The sequence below is a fragment of the Bradyrhizobium sp. OAE829 genome (genome assembly GCF_040546575.1).
In the GTDB taxonomy this organism is placed as follows: Bacteria; Pseudomonadota; Alphaproteobacteria; order Rhizobiales; family Xanthobacteraceae; genus Bradyrhizobium.
This window is the reverse complement of the sequence record NZ_JBEPOE010000001.1, coordinates 6,925,313-6,937,031: the sequence shown is the minus strand read 5'-3', so window position 1 is coordinate 6,937,031 and position 11,719 is coordinate 6,925,313. Positions and strand designations below refer to the sequence as shown.

The window sequence follows — 11,719 nt, the reverse complement described above, 5'->3', positions numbered from 1 at the left end:
CACCTCACACCTTGATCGGAGCGACGTCGATCCAGCGCCGTTCGCGCCAGCTCTGAAGTGCGCATTCGGCGAGCTGCACGCCCTTGGCGCCTTCCAGCAGCGTATACTTGTAAGGCGCGTCCTCGCAAACGTGGCGAATGAACATTTCCCACTGTTCCTTGAAGCCGTTGTCGTAGACGACGTTCTCGGGGAGCGTCTGCCAGTCGGCGTAGAAATCATGCGTGCGCTTCTCGTCCGGATTCCACACCGGCCGCGGCGTCGCCTGCCGCGCCTGAATGACGCAGTCGGTGAGCCCCGCCACCGCCGAGCCGTGGGTACCGTCGACCTGGAAGGTAACGAGGTCATCGCGATAGACCCGCGTCACCCAGCTCATGTTGATATGCGCGATCACCCCGCCCTTGAGGCGGAAGGTGGCGTAGGCGGAATCGTCGGCGGTCGCCTTGTACTGCTTGTTCTTCTCGTCGAAACGTTCGGGGATGTCAGTGGTGCCGGTGCAGCTCACGCTCTCGACCTCGCCGAAGAGATTGTCGAGCACGTAGCGCCAGTGGCAGACCATGTCGAGGATGATGCCGCCGCCGTCCTCGCTGCGGTAATTCCAGGACGGCCGCTGCGCCTCCTGCCAGCCGCCTTCGAACACCCAATAGCCGAACTCGCCGCGCACCGAGAGCATGCGGCCGAAGAAGCCGGAGTCGCGCAGGAAGGCGAGCTTCTTCAGGCCCGGCAGGAACAGCTTGTCCTGCACCGTGCCGTGCTTGACGCCTTTTGCCGCAGCGAGCCGCAGCACCGCAACGGCCTCATCGAGATTGGTCGCGATCGGCTTTTCGCAATAGACGTGCTTGCCGGCATTGATCGCCTTGGTCAGCAGCGTAGGCCGCGCCTGCGTGGTCGCGGCATCGAAGAAGATGGTGTCGTTCTTGTCGGCCAGCGCCTTGTCGAGGTCGGTCGACCAGCGCTCGACGTTGAAGCGCTTGGCGAGACGTTCCACTTTATCTGCATCACGGCCGATCAGGATCGGGTCCGGCATCATGCGGTCGCCATTGCCAAGCACCACGCCGCCCTGGTCGCGGATCGCGACGATGGAGCGGATCAGATGCTGGTTGAGCCCCATGCGGCCGGTCACACCGTTCATGATCAGGCCGAGGCGTTTGGTCGTCATATCGCTTGCTCCTGCAAGGTTTTTGCTTTTGGTGGTTGAAGCGGCGGCAATGCCGACCACTCCGGATGTGCTGATGTCGCGAAGCCCGGGGCTGCCAGCGATCCCGTCAACAGATCGCCGTCGTGGATCGACAGCCTGATGATGTTGCCGTCGCGGATGTAGAGATCGGGATGCGCGACGAGAAACGCGTCGGCCTCGGCAGCGGGCGTCTCGGCAAATCCATCGACGTAATGGTGGCCGTTGCGCTCGGCATGGGTGACGCCGATCAGCGCGCCCAGCGCCAGATCCTGCTGCACACCGAGCCCGGCCTGACAGGTCAGGTCCTCGCCGGAGATGAAATACCGTCCGCCGTCAGTGCTCCATTTGGCCGCGCGAGCGGCGTTGATGACCGATTTGTAGATGCCCTTGCATGACTTCGAAGAGATACCGCGATAGCCCAGCGCGCGGGCGGCCGGGAAAGCATCGTAGGAATCGTCGGCTTCGTCGATGATGAAATCGCGGCCGGCGAGTGCGCCGAGCGGCGACTGCCGCGTGATGTCGCGCGGCATCGGCTGCTCGATATACAGAAGTTTTCCCGCGATCGGTTTCAACGCGCTGTCGCGGTCGAGACGCTCGACCAGCGCGCCCAGCGCACCGAGATCGGCATACTGCTCGTTGGCATCCAGCGTCACCTTGTACTCATACGGCAGCTTCGCAAGTTCCTTGCCGATCCGGATCAGGCGCGCCGCATCCGCCGCGGGATCGCCGTTCAGTTTCAGCTTGAAATAACGCGCGCCGGCGTTTTCATGTGCGTCGGCGACGCCGCCCTCGCCTTCGACCGTGTCGTCCATGCCGACCGTATGCCGGATCGCGACGCGCTCCAGCCGCCGGCGACCCGCCAGGAATTCCGCGATGGCGTCATCCCCCAGATCGGGCGACAATCGCGCATCGATCCCGGCCACATTTGCGGCCATGCCGTCAAAGAAATTGGCGCCTAGCCCGCGCAGCAGCCCATCCAGGATCGCCTTGTCGATCTCGGCCGGCCCAAAGCCGGCAGCGAGCGGCGGGATATCCTCTTTCGCACAGGCTTCGACCTGCGCGGCGATGATAGCGGCGTGGTGTCCGAACGCGGTGTCAAAGCCGGATCGCGCCAGATAAAGCCCGCGTGCGATCGCGAGCGCGCGGCGCAATCCGTCGATGGTTTGTTGCGGCGAAAGATGCGCGCGCTTGTCGAACCATTTCGAGGCCATCATTTCGGCGCTGGCGCCGATCGAAGCGCCCTTCCCTTCGATCTCGATCTCGGCGCGCACGAAAACCTGCACCGATGAGGTGATCACCACGCTGCCGAACCGGAACGGCTTCGCGAACGGGATCGGCCGCTCGAAGAATGAAATATCCCGCACGGCGATGCGAGGAGCCATGGCGTTCTCCACTCTAGTCCAGCGCGCTTTGGGTGAAGAAGTGCTTTCGAATTCGCTGCACCAGTTCGGTGAAGGCGGGATCGGCCATCGAATCCAGCGAACGCGGGCGCGGCAGCGGCACGTCGTAGATCGCAGCGATGGCGCCGGGACGTTCGGTCATGACCAGCACACGGTCGGCCAAAAACACCGCTTCGGGTATCGAATGCGTGATCAGCAGCACGGTCTTGCCGGTCTCGCGCTGGATCCGCATCAGCTCGACATTCATCTTCTCGCGTGTCATCGCATCGAGCGCGCCGAACGGCTCGTCCATCAGCATGATTTTTGGGTCGTGCACCAGCGCCCGGCAGATCGAGGCGCGCTGCTGCATGCCGCCGGAAAGCTGCCAGGGCAGCTTCTTCTCAAAACCTTCGAGCCCGACCATCTTGAGCAGCGCCTTGGCGCGCACGAGATATTCCTCGCGCGGCAGCTTTTTCATGTCGATCGGCAGCATCACATTGCCGAGGATGTTGCGCCATGGCAGCAGCAGCGCGTTCTGGAACACGATGCCGACATTGCCGTGCGGTTTTGTCACCTGCTCGCCTTCGACCAGAATTTCGCCGGTCGAGGGCGCCAGCAGGCCCGAGATCATCTTGAGCAGCGTGGACTTGCCGCAGCCGGACGGGCCGACCACGACAAAGAACTCGCCCTCGTTGATGTGAAAATCCAGCGGCTTCAGCGACGGCACATCGCCGTCGCGCGAGCGATAGGTCTTCGATACGCCTGATAGCGTGATCCCCGGCGTGCCGCCGGCCGCACGGCCCGACACCAGGCGCAGATGCGCGGCGGGCTGATCGGCGTCGGTTGCTTTGGTTGCTGCGCTCATTCAGAGAATTCCTCTCCACCCGTCGTCCCTGCGCACGCAGGGACCCATACGCCGTGCCCTTTCGCTCGGGCACGGAGGTAGAGGCCTTCTGCAACAACGCAGACCGGTGGCTATGGGTCCCTGCGTTCGCAGGGACGACGATGGATGTGTCATCAATGGCTCAAGACCCGCCCTTCGGCAGATAGTCGTTGGTATAAAACGCCTTCGGATTGTCCTTCGCCTTGGCTTCGAGGCCGCCATACTCGACCATCAGATTGACAGTGTCGGTCATGTTCTGGTCGGTGACCTCGAACGGCCGCTTGCCCTTGGTTTCCGCCGTGCGATAGAGCGGAATGGTCAGCTCAAAGCCCTGCGTCAGCGTTTCGATCTTGCCGCCCTTGGGGTTGGCGTCGAGGATCGATTGCGCCGCGGCCTTGGGCTCCTTCTCGGCGGCTTCGACCGCCTTGGTCGTCGCCGACATGAAGCGCTTGACGAGGTCGGCATTGGCCTTGACGAACTCGGTGTTGGCGACGACGCCCGAGCAGACCATGTTGATGCCGTAGTCGGCGAACTTGATCGCGTTGACGTCCTTGCCGGTGGCGTCCTTGATCTTCATCGACTGGTCCATGACGTAGCCGAGCAGCAAATCAGCCTGGCCGTTGATGACGGCGTTGAGCTTGGTCTGGCCGTCGCCGGCAACCGTCTGGAAATCGCTTTCCTTCAGGCCGGTCTTCTTCAGGAACAGCGGCCAGATCTGGGTCATGGAATCGGCGGGCGTGATCGCCACCGTCTTGCCCTTGATGTCTTCGGGCTTCTTGATGTTCTTTTCGACGAAACCCATCGCCGACATCGGGCTGGTCTGCAGCAGCACGCCGGTGGCGACGATCGGCGCGCCCTTCACCGCCGCGCGCATCATGGTGGGCACGTCGACATAGCCGAAATTTGCGGTCTTGGCCGCAACGGCCTGCGTGGTCGCCGCCGAACCGCGGCCTTCCTGGATTTCGAGATCGATGCCTTCGGCGGCATAGATGCCCTTGGCCTTTCCGTAATAGAACGGCGCGTGCTCGCCATAGACGTACCAGTTGAGCATCAGCACCACCTTGTCGGCGGCGGATGCGGGGACTGCCAGCGCAGCCCAGATCAGCGCGGCCGAAACCGCAGTCATCGCTCGTATCATTGTCGTCCTCCCGTTGGTGTTGGCTTGCGGCCCTTGGGTGGACCGCTTTTTTTGGGTTACAGTTTACGAAGCAAAGATGATGTCCTCGCGCTGGCTGACATGCCAGGGAATGACGAGGCTTTCGATCCGGTCGACGATCCAGAACAGGATCACGCCCATCAGCGCGAGAATCACCAGCGCGGCGAACATCGTCGGCAGATCGAAGGTGCCGATCGAGCGCTGCAGCACATAGCCGATCCCCGAATTGGAACCGACGAACTCACCGACCACCGCGCCGACCACAGCCAGCGTGATCGACACTTTCAAGCCGGAGAAAATCGCGGGCATCGCATGCGGCAGGTTGACGGCGCAGAATACCCGGAAGCGGCTGCCCTGCATCGCGCGCGCCAGATCCACCATGTCAGGATCGACCGATTTGAAGCCCTGCACCGCCGACACCACCACGGGGAAGAAGCCCAGCAGAAACGCCGAGATCACTTTCGGGATGATGCCGAAGCCGAACCAGACCACGAACAGCGGCGCGATCGCGATCTTGGGCACGGATTGGGAGAACACCAGCAGCGGATAGACGTAGCTTTCCACCGTCTTCGATCCCGCGATCAGCATGGCGACGGGAATGCCGAACACGGCCGAGAGCAGGAAGCCGCAGATGGTGGCGTAGGTGGTAGGCCAAGCCTGCCGCAGCAGTTCCGGCCAGTCGGTCCACAGCACGGCGACGACATCGCCGGGCGCCGGGATCTGGTAGGCGGGAATCCGGAACACGCGGATGGTCAGGTCCCAGATCACGACGATGAAAATCAGGAACAAAAACGGCCGCACCCACGCCGCGTTGAGCGCTTTGGTCACGCCGCTGGGGCCCTTCGGTTCGGCCACGTCTCGCTCCCTGATCAGCTTCTTGTCGGGGAGAAATTAACCCGTTGGATAAATACTGTCCAGTGGCTTCCCTGTGACATTTTGAGGCTCGTCGAGGCCCTCTCCGCCGTCATGCCCGGGCTTGTCCCGGGCATCCACGACTTCCTTTGCTACCAAGACGTGGATGGCCGGGACAGGCCCGGCCATGACGGCATGAAACAATGCGTAGATGGGGTAACGGGCCCCGGTCTGCCTTCCAAGCAAGCCGCGCTTGCTACGGCGCTGTTGGGTGCGCGCTTCGCGCGGCTTGCTTGGAAGGCGGGCGGTCGTCCCTCACATGGATGGTGTTTACGGAGTCGAGGATGGACCTCGCTCCAAGCATCAAGGAGAGACGACCATGGAGTATTATGCAGGAATCGACGTGTCATTGGAATGCTCAAGCGTGTGCGTTGTTGATGGGAACGGCAAGATTTTCCGCGAGAGCAAGGTGGCAAGCGAGCCGGCGGCGCTGATCGGTTGGTTCACCTCGCTCGGGATCGGGCTGGGCCGGATCGGGCTGGAAGCTGGGCCGCTGTCGCAATGGCTGTACGCGGTGATGAAGCAGGCTGGGCTCGCAGTTGAGCTGTTGGAGACGCGGCACGTGCACGACGCGTTCAAGGCGATGCCAGTGAAGTCGGACCGCAATGACGCACGGGGGATCGCGCAACTGATGCGGCTGGGCTGGTTCCGGCCGGTTCACTGCAAGTCGGTGGCGGCGCAGGAAGTGAGAGCCATGCTGACGGCGCGCAAGCTGGTTCAGAGCAAGCTTCTGGACGTCGAGAACAGCCTGCGCGGGATCTTGCGCGGCTTTGGGCTGAAGGTCGGCAAAACGACGGGAACAGATTTTGCTGGACGGATCAACGAGTTGGTGAAGGGGCATCCCAACCTGGAAGTGATCGCAGAAGCGCTGCTCAAGGTGCGGACCGTCCTGCTGAGCGAGTTCAAGGCCTTCGAGAAGCGGGCAGGCAGGATGTCGCTGATGAATGCCAAGGCCAGGTTGTTGATGTCGACGCCTGCGGTGGGGCCAATCATCTCACTGACCTATGCCGCAGCGATCGATGATCCCGCGCGGTTCACATCCTCCAAGCAAGCCGGGTCGCATTTTGGGTTGACGCCGAAGAAGCACCAGTCCGGCGAGACCGACCGATCGGGCCGGATCAGCAAGATCGGCGACGCTTCCGTGCGCGAGGCGCTCTACCAGGCCGCTCACATCATGCTGACGAAGCCGATCAAGGGATGTTCGCAGCTCAAGAGCTGGGCGATGCGGATCGCCAAACGGGCCGGCATGAACAAGGCTAAGGTCGCGCTGGCCCGCAAGCTCGCCGTGATCATGCATCGCATACTCAAGGACGGTGCGCCCTTCAATCCGGCCACCAAGGCTAACGCTGCAACGGCTTAGGAGCAAAAACGACAGGTTTTCGGGCGGGTCACGACACCAGCCTTCCCGAAGCGAAGTCCCTTCGCCGGGACGATGGATCAGGTCAGGCCGACATCCGGGATGTCGACACATCGAACGATGTGATCACGCTTCCGTAGATTGGCCGACCTATCCTCTTACGAACCCCATCAGGCGACGGCCCTTGCGCCGATCCCGTACAGAAGCAAGTTCCCGGCGAGCGGATGACGCAAAAGGGATTGACTAATCGAGGCCCGTTACAGAAGCCCGGATGAGCGAAGCGAAGTCCTGGACCGCTCTCACCTCCCGCGCAATCGAGCCGCGACAAAACGACCCGACGGGCAAATCACTTCCGATTTACGGAAGCCGTGTCAAGCCCGAGGATCAAAAATATTTCTGTTTACCGGAATGACAATCAGAGGCATATGTTTGCCCATCCCGCCCTACTCAGAAGGGCGTCGGCCGTCGTCACGGACGTTGGGCGGGTTGCGGTGGACGCTGATGTCGCGAAGACGTAACGCGACAGAGGCGTACGGCAAAACCGTGTGGTCCTGGCGCCCGTTGCAGGCGTCAAGCCGTCGGCTAGGCGTGAGCTGAACCGGCGGTGACGGAGTCAACCAAGAACTCGTCTCCGGGGAGATCACGGCATAAGCCGTAAAGCCATTGCGCAGGGAAGGCCGGGTGTTCTCCGCTGCCCTGTATGCTCGTGTGCAGCCTACTTAGTGCAAACCGCACACGGGACCGCGGGTGCAGCGCGCACCCGGTCTTCCCTGCGCCCTCTGTTTTCGGGGGCAAGGAAATTTCTGGCAAAGCTCGGGCGCAATGCGTCGCGAGATCGTCGAGGTGTGTGTCACACCCACAATTGTCGTCCCCGCGAAGGCGGGGACCCAGTATTCCAGAGACCGCAATGATTGAACCGAGAAGATCGCGGCGTACTGGGTCCCCCGCTTTCGCAGAGGACGACAGCGGAAAGCGCCGGGACGACGCGAGTTTTGTCACACCGGCTGATGCGCCGCCGTCCGCACCCCCGCCGCCTTGACCTTGCCGAAATCCGCGGTGGATTTCCCCGTCAGGGCCGCCAGCACCAATGCGACCATGTGCGCGAGGCGCTCGTCTCGCGCCTCCTTCTTCAGGAGGTCGCGGCCGAAGATCACGCTCAGCGTCGCACTGTTCGACAGATAGAAGAAGCACAGACCGGCGATCGAAATGTAAAGCTGGACCGGATCGACTGCGACGCGGAAGTCGCCGCTTTCGACGCCGCGATTGACCACCGTGCGGATCATCTCGACGAACGGCGAGTGCATCGATTTGACCTTGGTCGAGCGCTTGAGGTGGCGCGCTTTGGCAAGGTTTTCCGTATTGAGCAGCGCCAGGAATTCCGGATTGCGGATGAAGTAGTTCCAGGTGAAATCGATCAGCCGTTCGATCGCCTTGGGCGGATCGAGATGTTCGAGATCGAGGGTGCGCTCCTCGGCGCGGATCTGCTCATAGGCGCCTTCGAGCACCTCGAGGTAGAGGTCCTCCTTGTTGCCGACGTGGTAATACAGCATGCGCTTGTTGGCGCCGGCGTTGGCCGCGATCCGATCGACGCGCGCCCCGGCGAGGCCGTGGGCGGCGAATTCCTGCTTTGCGGCCTCGAGAATGCGGATCCGCATGCCCTCGGGGTCGCGCTGCCATTTCAAAGTTCGCTTCGCCTTGGCCAATTCATAGTGTCCGGTGGTCTGATAAGGATCAGGTGTAGCACGCTAGGAACAGATTGCGAATGGATGCGCATCTCTTCCCTTCTCCCCTTGTGGGAGAAGGTGGCGCGGACAAAGTCCGCGCCGGATGAGGGGTCTGCATCCGCGGAGACAGACCCCTCACCCGTCCGCGCTGCTTCGCATCGCGTCCACCCTCTCCCACAAGGGGAGAGGGAAAGATCATTCCTTGGCTGCCGACGGCTGTACCAGCAGCGTCGGCACGCAGCAGGTGCCGTTGCGCACGGTCATCACCCGCGTGCCCGGCTTGCGGCCGGTGCGGACCTCGGAAACATCGACGCCGGCAGCCGTCAGCCGCGCATGGGTGGCGTCGATATCGGCGACGCGCCAGCACAACCCGCGCAGACGGTCGTGCTGCTCCTGCGTGCCGGCAGCCGGCTTGCCCGGCCGGTGCGTGACCTCGACGATGAGATCGCCGCAGCGGAAGAACATCAGCCGGCCCCAGTCCGGATGCGACCGGTCGAGCGCCATGTCGAGCCCGAGCCGCGCCCCATAGAGCGCGGCGGCCCGCTCGGGATCCGGCGTCGAGACCACGACATGATCCATCGCGGTGATCGATGCCGGCCCGGTTCGCACCGACAGCGGGCGCTCCTTTGCCAGTTCGAGGAAGAACATGCGGATGCCACGCGTCGCATCGGACGCGGCGCGGGTGCGCTTCCACGACAAGGTCGCCTCGGTGACCGCATCGCGGCTTTCAACCTCGGTGACCGGCTCTGGCTTCAGGGTCAGCCGGTCGAGCCTGCGATGCAATTTTGTGATGTCGTTGGTGCGAAAACAAAGGCTCGCCAGCCCCTCGCCCTGCGCCGCGAGCACGGTGCGAATGCGCTCGGCCACCTCGCCGTCGCCATCAGGCGCCATCAATTCCAGCGTCACGTTATCGAGCGTGAACAACACCCGCTCGGCGCCGTCGCCGCTGTTGCGCCAGGCCGGCGTCCGCCCAAACAGCGACTGATAGGCGGCTTCGCCCGCCGAAATATCGCCGGTGAGAACGACCACATGATCGAGACCTGTAATCACGGCAAAGGCCCTCCCCTTTCGTCGCACCGTCCGGAACCCCGGGCAGCGGTCAGCCGTTATGGCGGGCATGCTGGAATGCCAAGGACGGTCCTAATCCCCTGACATGCCCTTCTCAAGCCGCAAACACGGCACGGTTGCGAATAATTTCAGCGAATGCATCCGACAAGCGGTGCTAGTGTGGCGCGCCGGGCCGGACCCACCCTTCAGCCCAAGACTCTGAAGTACAATGACGGAAAACGAATGCAGGCCCTCTTCATCGGACAGACCTATATCGACGTCACCTTCATCACCGACCACATGCCGACCGGCGATGAAAAGCATGTGGCCTCGGCCTACGCGGTGTCGTTTGGCGGCAACGCCGTCACGGCGGCGTTCTGCTGCGCCAAGCTCGGAATCGTGCCGGACCTGATTGCGACTGTCGCCAACGACTGGCTCGGCCGCATGTTCTGGGACATGAGCGCGAAGTATGGAATCTCGATCCATCCGCGCAAGGTCAACGCCTCCTCGCTGTCCTTCATCATGCCAAAGGACGGCAAGCGCGCCATCGTGCGTTGCCGCGACGACGAACACATCCATCCCTTCCCCATCCTCAATATCAAGGGATGCCGCGCGCTGCATATCGACGGCCACCAGCCGGACGCTGCCATCCATTACGCCAAACTATGTCGCGAAGCCGGCATCCTGACCTCGCTCGACGGCGGCGGCCTGCGCAGCAACACTCATGAGCTCCTGGAGTTCATCGACGTTGCCATCGTCGCCGAGCGGCTCTGCGAACAGATGGACAAGACCCCGGAGACGATGCTGGATTATCTCAAGAGCCGAGGCTGCCGGGTCGGCGGCGTCACGCTCGGCGAAAAGGGCCTGCTGTGGTACGACGAGACCGGTTCGGTTCGCAGCCTGCCCGCGCTGCCGATCCCGCGCGAGCGCGTGATCGACACCAACGGCGCCGGCGACGTCTTCCATGGCGCCTACGTCTATTCCTATTTGAGCAATCCCGGCAAAAGCTGGCGCGACCATTTCGAGTTTGCGCGCGCCGCTTCGACCTTCAAGATCCAGCGGCTCGGCAACGAGGCGGGATTGCCGACGCTGACGGATATCGAAGTGGTCAAGATGGCGTTCGCGGCCAGCCCGTGACCGGATGAATCGGAGCTAGAGTATGGGGCGCGTCTTCGTCGCCGGCAGCATCAACATGGATGTGGTGGCGACCGCCGACCGGCATCCGCTTGTCGGCGAGACCGTCGCCGGCAATGCGGTGCTGTATTTCCCCGGCGGCAAGGGCGCCAACCAGGCGGTGGCGGCCGCCAAGCTCGGTGCGCCAACCACGCTGATCGGCCGGCTGGGTACGGATGCCTTCGGGCAACAATTGCGGGCGTTTCTCGCCGCACAAGGCGTTGACCTCGCGCATCTCACGGACACCGCCGAGGCCCACACCGGAACGGCGCTGATCACCATCGCCAATGCCAACAACACCATTGTCGTCGTGCCCGGCGCCAATGCGCTTGTCAGCGCCGAGGATGTGGGCGCACCTGTCCTCGCCAAAGGCGACATTGCGGTCAGCCAGTTCGAAATCCCGCGACCCACGATCGCTGCATTCTTCAAGCGTGCCCGCGCTGCCGGTGCGACCACGATCCTCAACCCCGCGCCCGCGACCAGGTTCGGACGCGAACTGCTCGATCTCGTCGATATCCTCGTTCTCAACGAGACCGAGCTCGGGCTTCTCGCCGGCACCGAGCTTCGCGATACCGATGATGACAACAGCTTCATCGAAGCTGTCCGGTTGCTGCCGTCAAACCGCGACCAGATCGTCTGCGTGACGCTGGGCAGCCGCGGCGTGCTTGCGATGATCGATGGTCAGCCGTCGCTCATCCCCGGCCGCAAGGTGAAGGCGGTGGATACCACCGGCGCCGGCGATTGCCTTGTCGGCGCGCTCGCGGCGCAGTTGGCGGATGGAAAAGCCATCCGCGACGCCCTCGCCTATGCCAATGCCGCGGCGTCGATCTGCGTGCAACGGATGGGCGCAGCACCCTCGATGCCGACGGCCGCGGAAGTGGCTGGCATCATCTAAGCCCTCTCCGTTACGTTCG

The 11,719-nt window shown here is 63.0% G+C and carries 10 protein-coding genes; 3 read left to right on the top strand and 7 right to left on the bottom strand.

Annotation, left to right across the window (positions count from 1 at the left end):
• Positions 1-4 precede the first annotated feature (4 nt).
• The 5 genes from ABIE49_RS33235 to ABIE49_RS33215 all read right to left on the bottom strand — a co-directional run bounded on the left by ABIE49_RS33235 (position 5) and on the right by ABIE49_RS33215 (position 5,447).
• Positions 5-1,156: a Gfo/Idh/MocA family protein gene (locus ABIE49_RS33235; RefSeq protein ID WP_192737222.1), complete on the bottom strand. Its 1,152-nt coding sequence runs from the start codon at positions 1,154-1,156 to the stop codon at positions 5-7.
• Positions 1,153-2,556, bottom strand: coding sequence for a mandelate racemase/muconate lactonizing enzyme family protein (locus tag ABIE49_RS33230; RefSeq protein WP_192737221.1), 1,404 nt, complete (start codon positions 2,554-2,556; stop codon positions 1,153-1,155). Before ABIE49_RS33230 ends, ABIE49_RS33235 begins: the two co-directional genes overlap by 4 nt.
• Positions 2,557-2,569: 13 nt before the next feature.
• Positions 2,570-3,418 (bottom strand): ABC transporter ATP-binding protein, encoded by an 849-nt coding sequence (locus ABIE49_RS33225; protein ID WP_192737220.1) that lies wholly within the window; start codon positions 3,416-3,418, stop codon positions 2,570-2,572.
• A 160-nt stretch (positions 3,419-3,578) separates the two neighbouring features.
• Complete coding sequence (locus tag ABIE49_RS33220; RefSeq protein ID WP_192737219.1) at positions 3,579-4,574, bottom strand: ABC transporter substrate-binding protein; 996 nt, start codon at positions 4,572-4,574, stop codon at positions 3,579-3,581.
• A 63-nt stretch (positions 4,575-4,637) separates the two neighbouring features.
• Positions 4,638-5,447: an ABC transporter permease gene (locus ABIE49_RS33215; RefSeq protein ID WP_192737218.1), complete on the bottom strand. Its 810-nt coding sequence runs from the start codon at positions 5,445-5,447 to the stop codon at positions 4,638-4,640.
• 376 nt (positions 5,448-5,823) lie between these two features.
• Between ABIE49_RS33215 and ABIE49_RS33210 the strand changes: the two genes are divergently transcribed.
• Positions 5,824-6,864 carry an IS110 family RNA-guided transposase gene (locus tag ABIE49_RS33210; protein ID WP_354066976.1) on the top strand — a complete coding sequence of 347 codons (1,041 nt, stop codon included), beginning with the start codon at positions 5,824-5,826 and terminating at the stop codon, positions 6,862-6,864.
• A 992-nt stretch (positions 6,865-7,856) separates the two neighbouring features.
• Here ABIE49_RS33210 and ABIE49_RS33205 read toward each other — a convergent pair.
• Complete coding sequence (locus ABIE49_RS33205) at positions 7,857-8,564, bottom strand: TetR family transcriptional regulator (RefSeq protein ID WP_192734772.1); 708 nt, start codon at positions 8,562-8,564, stop codon at positions 7,857-7,859.
• Between the two features lie 216 nt (positions 8,565-8,780).
• Positions 8,781-9,635, bottom strand: a complete 855-nt coding sequence (locus ABIE49_RS33200; protein ID WP_192734773.1) for a VOC family protein — start codon at positions 9,633-9,635, stop codon at positions 8,781-8,783.
• Between the two features lie 240 nt (positions 9,636-9,875).
• On the opposite strand from ABIE49_RS33200, the gene ABIE49_RS33195 reads away from it, so the two are divergent.
• Positions 9,876-10,769, top strand: a complete 894-nt coding sequence (locus tag ABIE49_RS33195; protein WP_192734774.1) for a sugar kinase — start codon at positions 9,876-9,878, stop codon at positions 10,767-10,769.
• A gap of 22 nt (positions 10,770-10,791) precedes the next feature.
• Positions 10,792-11,700 (top strand): ribokinase, encoded by a 909-nt coding sequence (locus tag ABIE49_RS33190; RefSeq protein WP_192734775.1) that lies wholly within the window; start codon positions 10,792-10,794, stop codon positions 11,698-11,700.
• The last annotated feature ends 19 nt before the right edge of the window (positions 11,701-11,719 follow it).

What these genes read in the sequence shown, in the direction of transcription:
- ABIE49_RS33230 (WP_192737221.1), bottom strand. Translation starts at nt 2,556, where the DNA reads ATGGCTCCTCGCATCGCCGTGCGGGATATTTCATTCTTCGAGCGGCCG.
- ABIE49_RS33195 (WP_192734774.1), top strand. Translation starts at nt 9,876, where the DNA reads ATGCAGGCCCTCTTCATCGGACAGACCTATATCGACGTCACCTTCATC.
- ABIE49_RS33225 (WP_192737220.1), bottom strand. Translation starts at nt 3,418, where the DNA reads ATGAGCGCAGCAACCAAAGCAACCGACGCCGATCAGCCCGCCGCGCAT.
- ABIE49_RS33220 (WP_192737219.1), bottom strand. Translation starts at nt 4,574, where the DNA reads ATGATACGAGCGATGACTGCGGTTTCGGCCGCGCTGATCTGGGCTGCG.
- ABIE49_RS33235 (WP_192737222.1), bottom strand. Translation starts at nt 1,156, where the DNA reads ATGACGACCAAACGCCTCGGCCTGATCATGAACGGTGTGACCGGCCGC.
- ABIE49_RS33190 (WP_192734775.1), top strand. Translation starts at nt 10,792, where the DNA reads ATGGGGCGCGTCTTCGTCGCCGGCAGCATCAACATGGATGTGGTGGCG.
- ABIE49_RS33210 (WP_354066976.1), top strand. Translation starts at nt 5,824, where the DNA reads ATGGAGTATTATGCAGGAATCGACGTGTCATTGGAATGCTCAAGCGTG.